Below are 16,243 nucleotides of genomic sequence, written 5' to 3' on the forward strand. Positions count from 1 at the left end.
TCCCTTGACACCCCTCTTGACATCTTGGACCAGCTTTCTCACATCGGCGGCACTATGAAAGCCTCAGACGCAGATATCCTCATCATCCCCGGTTACACCAATTCCGGCCCGAGCCACTGGCAAAGCCGCTGGGAGGCAAAGCTCAGTACGGCGCGGCGCGTCGAACAGGCCGAATGGACGAAGCCGGTCCGCGAGGATTGGATCGCCCGCATCGCCGAGGAGGTGAATGCCTCGACCCGTCCGGTCGTTCTCGTCGCCCATTCGCTGGGCGTGCCCTCGGTGATCCACGCCATCCCGCATTTCCGCAACCGCGTGGCGGGCGCTTTCCTCGTCGCCCCGCCCGATGTCGCCAATCCCGACATCCGCCCGAAGCACCTGATGACTTTCGGCCCCTATCCGCGCGATCCGCTGCCCTTCCCGTCGATCACTGTCGCCAGCCGCAACGATCCGTTCGGCAGCTACGAGCATGCCGACGAGATTGCCAGCAGCTGGGGCTCCTTCCTCGTCGATGCCGGCGAGTCCGGTCATATCAATGCCGATTCCGGTCACGGCCCCTGGCCCGAAGGCACCATGGTCTTTGCCCAGTTCCTCGGCCGGCTCTCCCCCTGATCGAGGAAAAGGCGCTATCCCGCTTGTTGAGCAAGCGCTTTCTAAGTCTTTCTTAATGGAATGACAGCAGACTGCGCCGAGGTGAGATAAGCGAGAATGCCCGTGAAGAAAGCCCATTCAGAGGCCGGTGATCCGCATGGCGATGCCGCAGCGGCTGAGGCAGGTATCGGCAATGGGGCGACCGACGATTCCGACCTGGCAGAGCGGGAAAGCCGCTGGAACCATGCGCTCGTCGGCTCGGGTCTTGGCGTATGGGATCACAACTACCGTCTCGACCGGAAATACTACTCGCAGACGTGGAAAGCTATCCGCGGCATGGCGCCCGACGAGGAAGCCGCTGGCGATTACGACACCTGGCTGCAGCTGGTCCATCCCGAGGATCGCGATTTCGTCGTTCATGCGATCGACCGGCAGAACGCCGGCGATCCCAATTACCAGATCTTCGAATATCGCGAGCGCCATCAGGATGGCCACTGGGTATGGATCGAGTGTCGCGGCGCCTGCGTCGAATGGGACGAGAGTGGCGTGCCGACGCGTATCGTCGGCACGGATACCGATATCACCGCCCGCAAGCAGGCCGAGGAGACGCTGTCGCGTTTGTCGCGCCGGCTCGATCTGGCGCTGGAGATTTCCCGCATCGGCGTCTTCGAGGCCGATATCGAGCATGATGTCGTCGAATGGGACGACCGCCTCATTGCCATTTACGGCCTGCAGGGCGCCTCGCGGCAGATCGCCAGCGACGCCTGGGCGAAAAGCCTGCATCCCGACGACCGCGAGCGCGTCCTTGGCTTGTCCGACCGTAGCGTCGAAAGCGGCAGTGATTTCCAGCAGGAATACCGCATAATTCGCGGCGACGGCGTCGAACGTGTCATCCGCGCCCGCTCGGCCTTCTTCATCGACGGCAACGGCCACCGCAAGCTGATTGGCGCCAACTGGGACGTCACCGAGGAAGTCGCGCTCCGCAACGAGCTGCGGCGCGCCAAGGATCTGGCTGAGGCGCGCAACCGCGAGCTCGAAGCCGCCAAGGAGAGTATCGAGCACCTGGCGATGCACGATTATCTCACCGGCCTGCCGAACCGCCGCTATCTCGACAAGATGCTGGGCGAGCGTTCGGCCGAATGCCGGGCAAAGGGCCTGGCACTGGCGATCCTGCATATCGATCTCGACCGCTTCAAGCAGATCAACGACACGCTCGGCCACCGGGCCGGCGACGCCATGCTCCAGCATGCTGCAAGCGTGCTGAGAAATTCCGTCCGCGCCGCCGATTTCGTCGCCCGCATTGGCGGCGATGAATTCGTCATCCTCTGCGCCGTCGATCCCGCGTCGAAGAAGATCGCCGGCCTTGCCGAACGTGTCATCCGCGAATTGCGCAAACCCGTCAGATATGAGGGGCACGATTGCCGTTTCGGCGCCAGCATCGGCATCGCCATCGATAACGGATCGACGCTCGACGCCAAGCAGATGCTGCTCGACGCCGATATCGCGCTTTATCGGGCCAAGGGCCTAGGCCGCAACCGCTTCGAATTCTTCTCGGCCTCTGCCCGCCGCGACATCATCTCCGCCAAGCACCTTGCCGACGAGATCCTGATCGGCCTCGAGCGCAATGAATTCGTGCCCTTCTATCAGCTGCAGTTCGATGCCCGCACGCTCGATGTCGCAGGCATTGAGACGCTTGCTCGCTGGCAGCACCCGGTGCACGGGCTGCTGACGCCCGACCGCTTCCTCGATATCGCCGAGGATCTCGACGTCGTCTCGACCATCGACGCCCTGATCCTGGAGCGAGCGCTGGCCGACCGCAGCGTCTGGATCAAGGACGGGCTGTCGATCCCGAAGATATCGGTCAACGTCTCCGCCAGGCGGCTCGCCGACCCTGATCTCGGCAAGAAGCTTCGCGCCCTGAAGATCCAGCCCGGCACAATCTCCTTCGAGCTGCTGGAATCGATCTCGCTCGACGATTGCGACGAGGCGGTGGCCGCCAACCTGAAAAAGCTGCGCAAGCTCGGCATCGACATCCAGATCGACGATTTCGGCACCGGCCATGCCTCGATCGTCAGCCTGCTACGCCTGAGCCCGAAGACGCTGAAGATCGACCGCGAACTGATCCGCATGCTGCCGCAATCGTCCGAGCAGCGCAAACTGGTCGGCTCGATCATCGATATCGGCCGCTCGCTCAACATCCTCGTCATTGCCGAGGGCGTCGAGACGGTGGATCATATCCGCATTCTCGAAGAACTCGACTGTGACACGCTGCAGGGCTTCGCGCTCGCCCGGCCGATGCCGGCCATGCAGATCCCCTCCTTCATCCGCGCCGGAAGCTGGCGCCACGGGGAAATCGCCGCTCGCGCCTTGCAGACGCAGCTTCGTCGCGCGCTGCGAAGCAGAGCCGCCAAATAAAAACCTGCATAAGCGGCTCGCCATTTCGCCTTCATTCCACCGTAGAGGAAAAGGCGCTAGACTTGTCTTGCGAATTCATTCGATTCTCTTGGCGGTATTCCGTAAAATTGGAAACCAGGGCCGTGAAATCCGGAAACCAGGGAAGGAGCGACAGGCGGATTGTGAAACCCTCTCTTTTCCTTTAAGGGGACGCCACGAGATCGATCCACTCGCGCTATCCCAAGAGCGCCAACAACAGAGAATGACCACGATGAACCGTCGCCGCCGTATCTACGAGGGCAAGGCAAAGATTCTGTATGAGGGCCCGGAACCGGGCACTTTGATCCAGTTCTTCAAGGACGATGCCACTGCCTTCAACAAGAAGAAACACGAAGTCATCGATGGCAAGGGCGTCCTCAACAACCGCATTTCCGAGTATATTTTCAGCCATCTGAACAAGATCGGCATCCCCACTCATTTCATCCGCCGGCTCAACATGCGCGAGCAGTTGATCAAGGAAGTGGAGATGATCCCGCTGGAGATCGTCGTGCGCAACGTCGCGGCCGGTTCTCTCGCCAAGCGCCTCGGCATCGACGAAGGCGTCGTGCTGCCGCGCTCGATCATCGAATTCTATTACAAGTCCGACGCGCTCGACGATCCGATGGTCTCCGAAGAGCACATCACCGCCTTCGGCTGGGCAAACCCCGCCGAACTCGATGACATCATGGCGCTTGCCATCCGCGTCAACGACTTCATGACCGGCCTCTTCCTCGGCGTCGGCATCCAGCTCGTCGATTTCAAGATCGAATGCGGCCGCCTCTTCGAAGGCGATATGATGCGCATCATCCTCGCCGACGAAATCTCGCCGGACAGCTGCCGGCTCTGGGATATCGAAACCCACGAGAAGATGGACAAGGACCGCTTCCGCCGCGACCTCGGCGGGTTGCTCGAAGCCTATTCCGAAGTTGCGCGCCGTCTCGGCATCATCAATGAAAACGAGCCCGTGCGCGGCACCGGCCCGGTTCTCGTCAAGTAAGGCAGGAAAGACAAAGTGATCAAGGCTCGTGTCACCGTCACGCTGAAAAACGGCGTTCTCGATCCGCAGGGCAAGGCTATCGAGGGTGCGCTTGGCGCCCTCGGCTTCTCGGGCGTCGGCCATGTAAGACAGGGCAAGGTCTTCGACCTGGAGCTGGAAGGGGCCGACAAGGGCAAGGCCGAGGCCGACCTCAAGGCTATGTGCGAAAAACTGCTCGCCAACACGGTGATCGAGAATTACGCAATCGCGATCGACTGATGATCACAGACCCGTCGTCTGGCGGACTTTGAGGATTTGGCGTCATGATGAAAGCAAAGCTGGAGACGGAAGTCTCGAAATATATGAGCTATGTTTTGCGTCATGCGCCGGAATCTGCGGGCTTGACGCTTGATAGCGAGGGTTGGGTGTCGTTCGACGAGCTCGAAAAAACGTTGGCGTCGAAATACGACGTTTCCCGCACCGATATCATCGAGATTGTCGAAAACAATCCAAAGAAGCGCTTCACGCTCGCCGATAACAGAATTCGCGCAAACCAAGGTCATAGCGTCGAGGTCGATCTCGCATTGAACCAGGTCGAACCGCCCGCCGCTCTTTTTCACGGCACGTCTCTGACGAACTGGCAGTCGATCCAGCGCGAAGGCTTGAAGAAGATGCAACGGCACCACGTTCATCTCTCGGCAGATGTCGAAACGGCGAAAATCGTTGCAATGCGCCGCAAGGGTGAACATCTCATCCTGCGTGTGGACGCGGCCCGCATGTTTTCAGAGGGTCATTCTTTCTTTGTCTCCGACAATGGAGTATGGCTCGCCGAAAGCGTTCCAGTTCAATATCTTTCGCGAAACGCAGGGACCTCATGAAATCAGCCGTCGTTCAACTTCCGGGCCTCAACCGCGACCGCGACATGATCGCAGCCTTGACCAAGATCTCCGGCCAGCCACCGGTAACGATCTGGCAGACGGAAACCGAGATCCCCGATGTCGATCTGATCGTCATTCCCGGCGGCTTTTCTTATGGCGACTATCTGCGCTGCGGCGCGATCGCCGCCCGCATGCCGGTCATGCAGGCAATCATCGACAAGGCTGCAAAAGGTGTGAAGGTGCTCGGCGTCTGCAATGGCTTCCAGATCCTCGTCGAGGCCGGCCTGCTGCCCGGCGCGCTAATGCGCAATTCCTCGCTGAAATTCGTTTGCCGCGAGATCAAGCTCGAAGTCGTCAATGCCGAGACGGATTTCACCCGCGCCTATGCGCAGGGTCAGGTCATCCGCTGCCCGGTCGCCCATCACGACGGCAATTATTTCGCCGACGAAGCGACGCTGGCCGCAATCGAAGGCAATGGCCAGGTGGTCTTCCGTTATGCCGAGGGCACCAATCCGAATGGCTCGATCAACGATATCGCCGCCGTCATGAATGAAAAGGGCAACGTGCTCGGCATGATGCCGCATCCCGAGAACCTGATCGAGGCCGCCCATGGCGGCTCGGACGGCCGTGGCCTCTTTGCCTCGGCGCTCGACGTCATCGCCGCCTGAGCCCTGCACGTCGTCCAAAACCGCGCAGCGGTCTTGGGCAACGGCATGCACCCGAAAATTCTTCCGTCCGGATCTGGAGCAAGATTGATGCGCCTTCGCCTCGCAAACGCCGCCCTGTTGACCGCTGTCGCAGCCATGGTCGCAGCCTGCCAGACGCCGGCGCCGGCGACAGGCCCGAACCGCGCCGCACTGCCGACGATGGAACGCGTGGCGCTCGGCGCCAATGCCTGCTGGTTCAAATCGGGCGATCCGGCTTTTGCTGCTTATAAGCTCGCACCGGAGCTCAATTCCTTCTCCGGCCGGCCGCGTATCCTGCTTGTCCACAAGGGCAGCCCGGAAAGCCGGCCGCTGCTCGTCGTTCAGGCCGAGGGAAGCCCGTCGCGCCTGCAGGCCTTCGGGCCAGTGATGCAGGAGCCGGTCGCCGGCCGCATCACCGCCGACGTCAATCGCTGGTCGACAGGCAACAAGGCCTGCAGCTGATCGCCCAAGCAGCCCTGGAAGAATGATCTGCCAAAAAGCATGATCAGTCCCAGAAAAGCGACTTGCTGACTTCGCGCGCCGCGTCGGACTGTGACACTCCGATATCCTTGAGCTCGGTCGCCGTCAGGCCCCTCAGCGCGCGCCGGCCTTCCCGCTTCTGATGCCAAAGAAGAATAGCGGCCCAGATCCGGCCCAGGCGCGTCGTCTCCTCAGCGGGCGCGACGGGGAGGATGATCTGTCTCCTGTCTTCGTAAGAGACAATCGGTACAATCGGCATTTTGATCTCAGGTAAGGCAGACATTCCAGGAATCCTCTCGGCTTGCCATTGGAATTGACTCATACGCTTGACGGGTACAATGTGCCAATATATACAATTGTCACCATGACAAATTGGCTTCCTGATATTTCCCGCGGTTCCGGGCCGGTCTATCTCCGACTCGCCGACAGCATCGAATCCGCCATATCAAGCGGCGTCCTGCCCGCCGGCAGCAAGCTGCCGCCGCAGCGCAACCTCGCCTACGATATCGGCGTGACGATCGGCACGATCGGCCGCGCCTATGCGCTGGTGCATGAGCGCGGTCTGGTCGCCGGCGAAGTGGGGCGCGGCACCTATGTGCTGAACCGCTCGGAGACGACGCCCGGCGAGCAGATCGATCCGCTGACCGTGTCGCTCGGCGGCACCCGCGTCCAGGATGCGCCGGCGAACAAGATCCGCTTCGACACGACAGCCGCGCCCGATCTCGGCCAGGGCAAGATCATAGCAGGCATCCTCGCCGAGATCGGCGAACAGCATCTTTCGGAAATCTCCTCCTATTCCCGGAGTTTCCCGCGCAACTGGTTCGAGGCCGGTCGCCTCTGGCTTGCCCGCAGCGGCTGGACGCCGGAGGTCGAAAACATCGTCCCGACGCTCGGCGCCCATGCGGCAGCGATCGCCGTCATCGCCGCCGTTTCGGCGCCGGGCGACAAGATCGTCTTCGAGGATCTCACCTATACCCAGGTCAGCCGCAGCGCCCGTCTGCTCGGCCGCCGCACACTGACGGTCGATTCCGATGAACTCGGCGTGATCCCCGAGGATTTCGAGCGGCTCTGCCAGCAGCAGCATCCGAAGATCGCCTTCCTGATGCCGACCGTTCACAATCCGACGCTGGCGATCATGCCCTATGAGCGGCGCGTGGCTATCGCCGCAATCGCTAGGAAACACAGTGTCTGGCTGATCGAGGACGACCTCTACGGCGGCATGGCCGACGACGATACGCCGCTGCTCGCCTCGATTGCGCCCGATCGCACCTTCCTCGTCAACGGCCTGTCGAAATCGGTCGCCGCCGGCGTGCGCGGCGGCTGGGTCGCCTGCCCGCCGCATTTTGCCCAGCGCATCAAGGTGACGCACAGGATGATCACCGGCGGTCTGCCCTTCATCCTAGCCGAGACCTGTGCGCGTCTCGTCGAAAGCGGCGCGGCGCACGAGATCCGCAAGGCAAGTGTCGAGGAACTCTCCCGGCGCGTCCGTCTCGCCCGCGAACAGTTGCAGGGCTTCGATTTCGAATCGCACGTACACGCGCCCTTCCTCTGGCTGAAACTGCCGGAGCCCTGGATGTCCGGCACCTTCAAGAATGCCGCCTTCCGCGACGGCGTGCTCGTCGACGACGAGGACGAGTTCAAGGCGGCGCGCGGGGAAAGACCCTATCATCGCGTTCGCATCGGTTTTTCCTCGCCGAAAACAGGGCAGGAACTGATCTCGGGCCTGATGATCCTGCGCCGGCTATTGGAAAACGGCGGCTCCGCCTATGACGGCGAAATATGACCTGTTGCAAATACACGTCATAGATCGGAAAAATGCCTAGGCCCGCCCCGAATACGTCGCGAATGGGACCTTCGTGTTAGCTCTTTGTCATTCCGCTGGGTGATACGGAATCATAAGGACAGCAGATGAGGATCGACTTCGGAAGGGTCGCTCTGCGCTTGTTAGGTATTGCGTCAGTGGCAGTGGTGGTCGGCATGCCGACAATGGCCGGCTCGGCAAATGCCGGCGAGCAGATATTCGATGAATTGCGCTTCGGCGCCTCGGCCTCGATACAATCGGGCCATTCCAGGGAAGACGGCGTCTTTCCAAAGATTACCGCTCTCTTCGATCCCTTCAGCCACGATACGGCGGTCGGCTGGCAGCAACAGCTGCTGCATCCTCGTGTGCATCTCGGCACCTCGATCGGCACGTCAGGCGAGGCCAGCCAGTTCTTCACCGGCTTCACCTGGACGGTCGATTTCAACGAGAAGCTTTTTGCCGAGGCCGGCTTCGGCGGCGTCATTCATACCGGCGATCTCGAGGGCGATGATGACGGCCCGGAACTCGGCTGTCGCGTCCTCTTCCACGAATATCTGGGCGCCGGCTATCGTTTCAACGCCCACTGGAACGTCATGGCCCAGATCGCCCACTCCTCGCATGCCAATCTCTGCGACGGGCCGAACGACGGCATGACGCGGGCCGGTCTGCAGATCGGCTACAAATTCTAGCAGCGACCACTTTTCATGGTAGGGAAGAAGTTGCCTGCCCGCTGTTGACGGCGGGCATTTTCCTGTCGCGCGCCGTCCCTACATAGGCTAAAGAGCGGAAAACGCGCAACGGCAGGGACTTTCGAGAGCTCATGACCATTCCAAACACCATCCCGATCACGCCGGAACTCATTGCAAGCCATGGCCTGAAGCCAGACGAGTACCAGCGTATTCTGGATCTGATCGGCCGCGAACCGAGCTTCACCGAGCTCGGCATCTTCTCGGCCATGTGGAACGAGCACTGCTCCTACAAATCCTCGAAGAAATGGCTGCGCACGCTGCCGACCAAGGGGCCGCGCGTCATCCAGGGCCCGGGCGAGAACGCCGGTGTTGTCGATATCGATGACGGCGATTGCGTCGTCTTCAAAATGGAGAGCCACAACCACCCCTCCTATATCGAACCTTATCAGGGTGCTGCGACCGGCGTCGGCGGCATCCTGCGCGACGTCTTCACCATGGGCGCCCGCCCGATCGCCGCGATGAACGCCCTGCGCTTCGGCGAGCCGGATCATCCGAAGACCCGCCACCTCGTTTCCGGCGTCGTCTCGGGCGTTGGCGGCTACGGCAATTCCTTCGGCGTGCCGACGGTCGGCGGCGAAGTCGAGTTCGACGCTCGCTACAACGGCAACATCCTCGTCAACGCCTTTGCCGCCGGTATTGCGAAGTCCAACGCCATCTTCCTGTCCGAAGCCAAGGGCGTCGGTCTTCCGGTCGTCTATCTCGGCGCCAAGACCGGGCGCGACGGCGTCGGCGGCGCGACGATGGCATCGGCCGAATTCGACGAATCGATCGAGGAGAAGCGCCCAACTGTTCAGGTCGGCGACCCCTTTACCGAGAAGTGCCTGCTGGAAGCCTGCCTCGAGCTGATGAAGACCGGCGCCGTCATCGCCATCCAGGACATGGGTGCAGCCGGCCTCACTTGCTCGGCCGTCGAAATGGGCGCCAAGGGCGATCTCGGCATTCTGCTCGAGCTCGACATGGTGCCGGTGCGCGAAGAGAGAATGACGGCCTACGAAATGATGCTGTCGGAAAGCCAGGAGCGCATGCTCATGGTGCTGCAACCGGAGAAGGAAGAGGAAGCCAAGGCGATCTTCGTCAAGTGGGGCCTCGATTTCGCCATCGTCGGCAAGACGACCGACGATCTGCGCTTCCGCGTCATGCATCAGGGCGAGGAAGTCGCCAACCTGCCGATCAAGGATCTCGGCGACCAGGCGCCGGAATATGACCGCCCCTGGCGCGAATCCGGCAAGCATGGCCCCCTGCCCGCAAATCTCGTCGCCGCACCGAAGGATTACGGTCAGGCGCTGCTGCAACTCGTCGGCTCCGCCAACCAGTCGAGCCGGCGCTGGGTCTATGAGCAGTACGACACGCTGATCCAGGGCAATTCGCTGCAGCTTCCGGGCGGCGATGCCGGCGTCGTGCGCGTCGACGGCCATCCCTCCAAGGCGCTCGCCTTCTCTTCCGACGTCACCCCGCGTTATGTCGAGGCAGACCCCTTCGAAGGCGGCAAGCAGGCGGTCGCCGAATGCTGGCGCAACATCACCGCGACAGGCGCCGAACCGCTCGCCGCCACCGACAACCTAAACTTCGGCAATCCCGAAAAGCCTGAGATCATGGGCCAGTTCGTTCAGGCGGTGAAGGGCATCGGCGAGGCCTGCCGCGCGCTCGACTTCCCGATCGTCTCCGGCAACGTCTCGCTCTACAATGAGACCAACGGCGTCGCCATCCTGCCGACCCCGACGATCGCAGGCGTCGGCCTGCTGCCGGATTGGCGCAAGATGGCCCGCATCGGCACGGCCAACGACGGCGATAGCGTCATCATGATCGGTGTCGACGGCAGCCATCTCGGCCAATCCGTCTATCTCCGCGACGTGCTTTCCAGCCGCGAAGGTCCGGCGCCGGAGGTGGATCTGTTTGCCGAGCGCCGCAACGGCGATTTCGTTCGCTCCGTCATCCGCAACGGCCAGGCGACCGCCTGCCACGACATTTCCTCAGGCGGCCTTGCCGTCGCGCTCGCCGAAATGGCGATGGCCTCGGGCAAAGGCCTGACGATTGATCTGAGCGAAGGCAAGGGTGCGCCGCATGCGCTGCTCTTCGGCGAAGACCAGGCGCGCTACGTGTTGACGTTGCCTGCCGATGTCGCCGATTTCGTCTGCGCCAATGCGGAAGGTGGCGGCGTTCCCTTCCGCCGTCTCGGCACGGTCGGGGGAACGGCGCTCATCGTCGGCGATCTCATCTCGCTGCCGATTCAGCAATTGCGCGATGCCCATGAATCGTGGTTCCCTGATTTCATGGAAGGCCGCGGCGAACTTGCTGCGGAATGATGCGCAAGGAGTAACGATCATGGCCATGAAACCCGGCGATATCGAAGACATGATCAAGGCTGGGATTCCCGGTGCCAAGGTGACGATCCGCGATCTGGCGGGCGACGGCGATCACTACGCCGCCGAAGTCGTCGCCGAAGCCTTCCGCGGCAAGAGCCGCGTGCAGCAGCACCAGATGGTCTACGAGGCGCTGAAGGGCAATATGGGCGGCATACTGCACGCGCTGGCGCTGCAGACCTCCGCACCGGAATAGAGCCCAATACAATCCCGATGACGATGCCCGGCCCTCAGCCGGGCATTCTCTTTTCGTCGGAACTGGCAAAGACCGAGGCCGGCATCGGCCCAGATGTCAGCAGCGTGAAGTCGAAGGGTGCCTGCAGATCAGGTCCAAGCACATATTGCCGGTGGACGCGCAACTGGTCCTTGCGGATCTTGCGGTAGTGCTCTCGCGTCAGCATCTGCTTGACGCGGATCAGGATCACCTTCGCCTGAGGCGCATCCGCATGGCCGGAGACGGCAACGACCGGCACCTTGTAGAAATTGATCGAATCCGTCAGGCACTGCACGTCGAGCCAGGAAATCTCGGGACAGCGGGCGATCAGCCCGACGCGGGCGCGAAGCAGTGTTGCCGATGACATGAGCGCGCATTGCAGGATGGCGCTGCCGAGTGTGGCAAACACCACACGCTTGCCCTGGAATATCTCCGGCTCCCTTTCCAGCAATATGCCGATGACATGGGCGGCGACGCTCGATCCCATGCTGTGCGAGGAGATCACATATTCGTCCGCCTCTTCGTCAAGCGCCTTGCGCACGGCAGCGGCCCGGTCTTCCAGCCAGTCGTTGAAATCTGTCCGGTCCATGCGGCCGAGCGCCACGGCCATTACCCAATCGGCGAAGAGATGCAGCGTATGGAAGCGTTCGGAAAACGGCAGGAAGGCGAAGATGAAGAAACAAAGCGCCAGCGGTCCGCTCCAGAGCATGTGCCACGGCGAAAAGGCGAGACCATAGGGCATGATGGCGATCTGCGCCGTCAGCGCGATCGCCAGCGCCGTCAGCAGGAACGGGAAGAGGAAGAACAGGCCGAAGCGCCAGGCGTGGCGGAAATATCCCCGCATGCCGCCTTCGAGCATGATCTCAGCGCAGCTTCGGAAGCCTGCCATGATCTGGCTCAGCGTGTTGCCGCTGCGCAGCCTGCTTACCAGCGTATCGTGATCGACCATGTGGATCCGGCTTTTCGTCTGCCAGCCGGGGGAACCGGTCCCTTCCCCGGCCGCCGCTTTGTCGGCTGCCACCGGCGCCGCTTTTGCGGCTGCCACGGGCGCCGCTTTGTCGGCTGCCGCGGGCGCCACTTCGGCTACCCGTTCGCCCGTCGTGACCACGAAACTGAGGGGATCACTTCCCGCCTCCGGCGCGCCCGTTTCAAGCGAATAGCCCCAGACGGCGGCACTCTGTCTGGCCGAACGCTCGTAGCGTGCCCTGTGGGCAACGCCGTCGAGCGGCTCGAAGCCCGTGAAATGCAGGACGACCCGCTTTTCGATCAGTTTCATTCCACTCTTCCGGCCGGGCAAATGGCCGGCATGTTGCTGCGATCCGGCTGCTGGCCCGCTGATAGGGGCAAAAAAGCAGCTATGGTCTCGAAGCCGTCTTGCTAACCGAACTCTTCCGGAATTCAATAGCATCCATGTCGTTTCCATCACGAACGGAGGGGTTTTGTGGCCGACCTAGTCAAAGAATTGATATCAGGCGTCGTCGATAGCGTGCTGAAGGAGATCCTGAAAAAAACCACCGGCCGCGTCACGACGAAGCGCAGGAGGCGTAAGACACGCCCCGCCGCGACGACGAAGGTTGCGCGCAAGACGACCTCGGCCAAGCCTAAGCCCGCCCGCAAACAGGTCAGCAAGCGCCGCACCGCCGCTGGCCGCAGCCGCCAGCGACGCAGCTAGGGCACGATCATTGCAGCCACTGTCATAATCTCGATACGGCAAAGCAGTCGGAAGCGCGCACCGGCAAGAGTGTCCGCGGCCGCGATCTCGGCGTAATGACACAGGTTTCCCAATGGGATTTCAGCCATTTCACCGATGTCGAAATCGAACAGATTCAGACCTATCTCGCCATTCGACCGTAACGCGACGGCAACAACCCCGGCAACGGCCTGCACGAACTGGTCTTTTTTTTTGGTTCGGGCGGCTGGAATTCCTGCCGTCCCATGCTATCTAAAGGCAACGATTGAAACGGTGGGCCTTTAACCCGCCTGTTGAAAGGATTAGGTCCCATGAGCGGCATTCACGAATTCATCGGCAACGAAATCAAGACCAACGACGTCGTCCTCTTTATGAAGGGCACGCCGCAGTTTCCGCAGTGCGGTTTCTCCGGCCAGGTCGTGCAAATTCTTGATTACATCGGTGTCGACTACAAGAGCGTCAACGTGCTCGCCGATTCGGAAATCCGCCAGGGCATCAAGGAATATTCCAACTGGCCGACAATCCCGCAGCTTTACATAAAGGGCGAGTTCGTCGGCGGCTGTGACATCGTCCGGGAAATGTTCCAGGCTGGTGAGCTGCAGCAGCATCTCCAGGAAAATGGCATCACCGTTCGCGGCGCCGCCTGACCGGTCACCGGACGTCCGCCCGGTTTCCAAATCTGTTTCTTGAGTTCGAGGCGCTGCGGCCAGCAGCGCCTTGACCTGTTTATGGGAATTTCATTGTGACAGATTCATCACAAGCCGTGTCCGCGGGCCGCCTGCCCATGGGCAAACGTGAATTCATCGCGCTTGCAGCCTTCCTGATGGCCATCAACTCGCTGGCGATCGACATCATGCTTCCGGCCTTGCAGCAGATCGGCGCGAGCCTCGGCGTCGAGAGCGAGAATCACCGACAGTTCGTCGTCTCCTCCTATCTGCTCGGCTTCGGCTGCGCTCAGCTGTTCTATGGACCGCTTTCCGATCGCTTCGGCCGCCGCACCCCGCTTCTGATCGGCCTCGTCGTCTATATCGTTTCCGCCATCGGCATCGTCTTCGTTCCCTCCTTCGCCGGCCTGCTGGTGTTGCGCTTCGTCCAGGGCATCGGCTCGGCCGCCACCCGCGTCATCACCATCTCCATCGTCCGCGATATCTATGGCGGACGGCAGATGGCCGAAGTCATGTCGCTGATCATGATGGTCTTCATGATCGTGCCGGTCATTGCGCCCGGCACCGGCCAGATCGTCATGTTCTTCGGCAACTGGCACCTGATCTTCCTTTTTATCGCCACCATGGCGACTGCTATCGCCGTCTGGGCCTATCTCCGTCTACCGGAAACCCTGCATCCGCAGAATGTCCGCCCATTTACCGCCCGCTCGATCTTCGGCGCCTTCAAGCTGGTGCTGACCAATCGCGTCGCGCTCTGCTACACCATTGCCAGCACCTTCATCTTCGGCGCGTTGTTCGGCTTCATCAATTCGGCCCAGCAGGTCTATGTCGGCATCTACGATCTCGGCGTCTATTTCCCCTTCGCCTTCGCCGGCGTGGCGATTTTCATGTCGCTGTCGTCCTTCTTCAATTCGCGCTTCGTCGGCAAGCTCGGCATGCGCCGCCTGTCGCATGGCTCGCTCATCGGCTTCATCGCCATCAACACCATCTGGCTGATCGTCCAGATGGCGAGCACTGAGCCGATGCCTTTCGCACTGTTCATCTCCTTCTTCGGCCTTTCCATGTTCCAGTTCGGTTGGATCGGCTCGAACTTCAATTCGCTCGCCATGGAGCCGCTCGGCCACGTCGCCGGCACCGCCTCTTCCGTCCTCGGCTTCATGAGCACGGTGGGCGGCGCCATCATCGGCGCCGGCATCGGCCAGGCCTTCGACGGCACTGCGCTGCCGATGGTTGCCGGTTATTTCACCGTGTCGATCATCGGGCTCGTCTTCGTGCTGATCGCCGAGAAGGGCCGCCTCTTCCAATCGCAGAACCCTGCCGTCTGAACGGCCGGCCTCATTCGCATCCAGGATTCACCACATGACGCCGCCGCATAAACTGCACCAGGAGAACCAAGGCTCTCGCCGCATCGGCATGGGCTTTGGCGAATTCATCATCACCATCGCCATCATGACCGCCAGCATCGCCATGGCGATCGACAGCATGCTGCCGGCATTGCCCAATATCGGCCATTCCCTCGGCGTCACCAATACCAACGACGCCCAGCTCATCATCGGCGTGTTCTTCCTAGGCTTCGGCGTCTCGCAGATCTTCTTCGGCAGCCTTTCGGATACGTTCGGCCGCCGCAACATCCTGCTCGGCGGCATGGCCTGCTACATTGTCGGAATGTTTGCCGCGGCAGCAACCGGCAGCTTCGAAATGCTGCTGGTCATGCGTTTCGTTCAGGGTGTGGGCGGCGCGGCGGTGCGCATCACCACCATGGCCATCGTCCGCGACTGCTTCGGCGGCCGCGAAATGGCCCGCGTGATGTCCTATGTGATGATCGTCTTCATGATCGTGCCGATCGTTGCCCCTTCCGTTGGCCAACTCATCATCCTCTATGCCAACTGGCATTGGATCTTCATCCTGCTCGGCATCATTGCCACCATCCTGTTCGTCTGGGCTCTTCTGCGGCTGAAGGAATCGCTGCCGCCGGAAGAGCGGCTGCCGCTGTCGGTCAGCTCTGTCGTGGACGGCTTCAAGACCGTGCTCACCAACCGCATCACCTGCGGCTACATGGTCGGCCTCACCATGTTCACCGGCGTCATCAGCGCCTATGTGATCTCGGTGCAGCAGGTCTTCGGCGAGGTCTACGGCCTCGGCGACTGGCTGCCGATCGCCTTTGCGGCGACTGCCGGCGGCATCGCCGTCGCCAATTTCGCCAACGGCTTCTTCGTGCGCAAATTCGGCATGCGCCGCATCTCGCACGCCGCCCTGCTGATCTTCACGGCGCTGTCGGCCGCCGGCTTTTTCTATTCACTGGCCGGCAAGCCGGATTTCGCCATCGCCTACGGCATCTTCACCATCGTGCTGATGATGTTTGCCGTGATCGCCACCAATTTCACCGCCATCAGCCTCGAACCCATGGGCAATCTCGCCGGCACGGCGACCGCCATCACCGGCTTCGTCTCGACGACGGCCGGGGCCATCCTCGGTGGCCTGGTCGGCCAGATGTTCAACGGCACGGTGCAACCGCTCTTCGGCGGCTTCGCCCTCTTCGGTGCGGTGACGATCGCAGCCACGCTCTGGGCTGAGAACGGCAAGCTCTTCACCCATCCGGGAGACAGCCCGCAGCTCGATCCGGGTGCCGCCCACTTCTGAAATAGGAAATCTGCCGGAGCGGTTGATCCCCGGCGGCATTGCATTAGATGGCAAACTCGGCACGTTCCTAAATCTGGATGCCC

General features: G+C 61.6%; 17 protein-coding genes and 1 pseudogene. 16 read left to right on the top strand and 2 right to left on the bottom strand.

Features of this window, described 5'->3' with window-relative positions:
• Nucleotides 1-54 precede the first annotated feature (54 nt).
• The 7 genes from ELH03_RS10575 (at nt 55) to ELH03_RS10605 (ending at nt 6,023) form a co-directional block, all read left to right on the top strand.
• The gene (locus ELH03_RS10575; RefSeq protein WP_003559738.1) at nt 55-609 is read left to right on the top strand and encodes an RBBP9/YdeN family alpha/beta hydrolase; all 555 of its coding nucleotides are present in this window, start codon (nt 55-57) and stop codon (nt 607-609) included.
• 96 nt (nt 610-705) lie between these two features.
• Nucleotides 706-3,003, top strand: a complete 2,298-nt coding sequence (locus ELH03_RS10580; protein WP_130766281.1) for a putative bifunctional diguanylate cyclase/phosphodiesterase — start codon at nt 706-708, stop codon at nt 3,001-3,003.
• A gap of 250 nt (nt 3,004-3,253) precedes the next feature.
• The gene (gene purC, locus ELH03_RS10585) at nt 3,254-4,018 is read left to right on the top strand and encodes a phosphoribosylaminoimidazolesuccinocarboxamide synthase (protein ID WP_018242191.1); all 765 of its coding nucleotides are present in this window, start codon (nt 3,254-3,256) and stop codon (nt 4,016-4,018) included.
• A gap of 15 nt (nt 4,019-4,033) precedes the next feature.
• Complete coding sequence (gene purS, locus ELH03_RS10590; RefSeq protein ID WP_012757626.1) at nt 4,034-4,276, top strand: phosphoribosylformylglycinamidine synthase subunit PurS; 243 nt, start codon at nt 4,034-4,036, stop codon at nt 4,274-4,276.
• Nucleotides 4,277-4,320: 44 nt separating this feature from the next.
• Nucleotides 4,321-4,875 carry an RNA 2'-phosphotransferase gene (locus ELH03_RS10595; RefSeq protein WP_130766282.1) on the top strand — a complete coding sequence of 185 codons (555 nt, stop codon included), beginning with the start codon at nt 4,321-4,323 and terminating at the stop codon, nt 4,873-4,875.
• A complete protein-coding gene (gene purQ / locus ELH03_RS10600) occupies nt 4,872-5,543 on the top strand; it encodes a phosphoribosylformylglycinamidine synthase subunit PurQ (RefSeq protein WP_105006267.1) in 672 nt (223 codons plus the stop codon). The genes ELH03_RS10595 and purQ overlap by 4 nt, the downstream gene beginning before the upstream one ends.
• An 87-nt stretch (nt 5,544-5,630) precedes the next feature.
• The gene (locus tag ELH03_RS10605) at nt 5,631-6,023 is read left to right on the top strand and encodes a hypothetical protein (protein ID WP_130766283.1); all 393 of its coding nucleotides are present in this window, start codon (nt 5,631-5,633) and stop codon (nt 6,021-6,023) included.
• A 43-nt stretch (nt 6,024-6,066) separates the two neighbouring features.
• Here the strand turns inward: ELH03_RS10605 and ELH03_RS10610 are convergent, their stop codons facing one another.
• Nucleotides 6,067-6,324 (bottom strand): DUF1127 domain-containing protein, encoded by a 258-nt coding sequence (locus ELH03_RS10610; protein ID WP_128412363.1) that lies wholly within the window; start codon nt 6,322-6,324, stop codon nt 6,067-6,069.
• 81 nt (nt 6,325-6,405) lie between these two features.
• Between ELH03_RS10610 and ELH03_RS10615 the strand changes: the two genes are divergently transcribed.
• The 4 genes from ELH03_RS10615 to ELH03_RS10630 all read left to right on the top strand — a co-directional run bounded on the left by ELH03_RS10615 (nt 6,406) and on the right by ELH03_RS10630 (nt 11,147).
• On the top strand, nt 6,406-7,824 hold the full coding sequence (locus tag ELH03_RS10615) for an aminotransferase-like domain-containing protein (RefSeq protein WP_130766284.1): 1,419 nt from the start codon (nt 6,406-6,408) through the stop codon (nt 7,822-7,824).
• A 125-nt stretch (nt 7,825-7,949) separates the two neighbouring features.
• Nucleotides 7,950-8,531 (top strand): acyloxyacyl hydrolase, encoded by a 582-nt coding sequence (locus ELH03_RS10620; RefSeq protein WP_130766285.1) that lies wholly within the window; start codon nt 7,950-7,952, stop codon nt 8,529-8,531.
• Nucleotides 8,532-8,662: 131 nt separating this feature from the next.
• Nucleotides 8,663-10,894 carry a phosphoribosylformylglycinamidine synthase subunit PurL gene (gene purL, locus ELH03_RS10625; RefSeq protein ID WP_130766286.1) on the top strand — a complete coding sequence of 744 codons (2,232 nt, stop codon included), beginning with the start codon at nt 8,663-8,665 and terminating at the stop codon, nt 10,892-10,894.
• 19 nt (nt 10,895-10,913) lie between these two features.
• Nucleotides 10,914-11,147 carry a BolA/IbaG family iron-sulfur metabolism protein gene (locus ELH03_RS10630; RefSeq protein ID WP_003579540.1) on the top strand — a complete coding sequence of 78 codons (234 nt, stop codon included), beginning with the start codon at nt 10,914-10,916 and terminating at the stop codon, nt 11,145-11,147.
• Nucleotides 11,148-11,181: 34 nt separating this feature from the next.
• Here the strand turns inward: ELH03_RS10630 and ELH03_RS10635 are convergent, their stop codons facing one another.
• Complete coding sequence (locus ELH03_RS10635) at nt 11,182-12,441, bottom strand: hypothetical protein (protein ID WP_130658921.1); 1,260 nt, start codon at nt 12,439-12,441, stop codon at nt 11,182-11,184.
• 165 nt (nt 12,442-12,606) lie between these two features.
• Between ELH03_RS10635 and ELH03_RS10640 the strand changes: the two genes are divergently transcribed.
• The 5 genes and pseudogenes from ELH03_RS10640 to ELH03_RS10660 all read left to right on the top strand — a co-directional run bounded on the left by ELH03_RS10640 (nt 12,607) and on the right by ELH03_RS10660 (nt 16,160).
• The gene (locus ELH03_RS10640; protein ID WP_128402625.1) at nt 12,607-12,837 is read left to right on the top strand and encodes a hypothetical protein; all 231 of its coding nucleotides are present in this window, start codon (nt 12,607-12,609) and stop codon (nt 12,835-12,837) included.
• Nucleotides 12,838-12,848: 11 nt separating this feature from the next.
• Nucleotides 12,849-13,019, top strand: a pseudogene (locus ELH03_RS37905) (c-type cytochrome); the annotation flags it as partial.
• Between the two features lie 147 nt (nt 13,020-13,166).
• Nucleotides 13,167-13,502, top strand: coding sequence for a Grx4 family monothiol glutaredoxin (gene grxD / locus ELH03_RS10650; protein WP_018242201.1), 336 nt, complete (start codon nt 13,167-13,169; stop codon nt 13,500-13,502).
• Between the two features lie 137 nt (nt 13,503-13,639).
• Complete coding sequence (locus ELH03_RS10655; RefSeq protein ID WP_128412358.1) at nt 13,640-14,845, top strand: multidrug effflux MFS transporter; 1,206 nt, start codon at nt 13,640-13,642, stop codon at nt 14,843-14,845.
• Between the two features lie 34 nt (nt 14,846-14,879).
• Nucleotides 14,880-16,160, top strand: a complete 1,281-nt coding sequence (locus tag ELH03_RS10660; RefSeq protein WP_128412357.1) for a multidrug effflux MFS transporter — start codon at nt 14,880-14,882, stop codon at nt 16,158-16,160.
• The last annotated feature ends 83 nt before the right edge of the window (nt 16,161-16,243 follow it).

Origin of the sequence: Rhizobium beringeri (genome assembly GCF_004306515.1) — a bacterium.
Taxonomy (GTDB): Bacteria; Pseudomonadota; Alphaproteobacteria; order Rhizobiales; family Rhizobiaceae; genus Rhizobium; species Rhizobium beringeri.

What these genes read in the sequence shown, in the direction of transcription:
- ELH03_RS10635 (WP_130658921.1), bottom strand. Translation starts at nt 12,441, where the DNA reads ATGAAACTGATCGAAAAGCGGGTCGTCCTGCATTTCACGGGCTTCGAG.
- ELH03_RS10575 (WP_003559738.1), top strand. Translation starts at nt 55, where the DNA reads ATGAAAGCCTCAGACGCAGATATCCTCATCATCCCCGGTTACACCAAT.
- ELH03_RS10605 (WP_130766283.1), top strand. Translation starts at nt 5,631, where the DNA reads ATGCGCCTTCGCCTCGCAAACGCCGCCCTGTTGACCGCTGTCGCAGCC.
- purQ (WP_105006267.1), top strand. Translation starts at nt 4,872, where the DNA reads ATGAAATCAGCCGTCGTTCAACTTCCGGGCCTCAACCGCGACCGCGAC.
- ELH03_RS10610 (WP_128412363.1), bottom strand. Translation starts at nt 6,324, where the DNA reads ATGTCTGCCTTACCTGAGATCAAAATGCCGATTGTACCGATTGTCTCT.
- grxD (WP_018242201.1), top strand. Translation starts at nt 13,167, where the DNA reads ATGAGCGGCATTCACGAATTCATCGGCAACGAAATCAAGACCAACGAC.
- ELH03_RS10660 (WP_128412357.1), top strand. Translation starts at nt 14,880, where the DNA reads ATGACGCCGCCGCATAAACTGCACCAGGAGAACCAAGGCTCTCGCCGC.
- purC (WP_018242191.1), top strand. Translation starts at nt 3,254, where the DNA reads ATGAACCGTCGCCGCCGTATCTACGAGGGCAAGGCAAAGATTCTGTAT.
- ELH03_RS10655 (WP_128412358.1), top strand. Translation starts at nt 13,640, where the DNA reads ATGGGCAAACGTGAATTCATCGCGCTTGCAGCCTTCCTGATGGCCATC.
- ELH03_RS10595 (WP_130766282.1), top strand. Translation starts at nt 4,321, where the DNA reads ATGATGAAAGCAAAGCTGGAGACGGAAGTCTCGAAATATATGAGCTAT.
- purL (WP_130766286.1), top strand. Translation starts at nt 8,663, where the DNA reads ATGACCATTCCAAACACCATCCCGATCACGCCGGAACTCATTGCAAGC.
- ELH03_RS10630 (WP_003579540.1), top strand. Translation starts at nt 10,914, where the DNA reads ATGGCCATGAAACCCGGCGATATCGAAGACATGATCAAGGCTGGGATT.
- ELH03_RS10615 (WP_130766284.1), top strand. Translation starts at nt 6,406, where the DNA reads ATGACAAATTGGCTTCCTGATATTTCCCGCGGTTCCGGGCCGGTCTAT.
- ELH03_RS10580 (WP_130766281.1), top strand. Translation starts at nt 706, where the DNA reads ATGCCCGTGAAGAAAGCCCATTCAGAGGCCGGTGATCCGCATGGCGAT.
- ELH03_RS10620 (WP_130766285.1), top strand. Translation starts at nt 7,950, where the DNA reads ATGAGGATCGACTTCGGAAGGGTCGCTCTGCGCTTGTTAGGTATTGCG.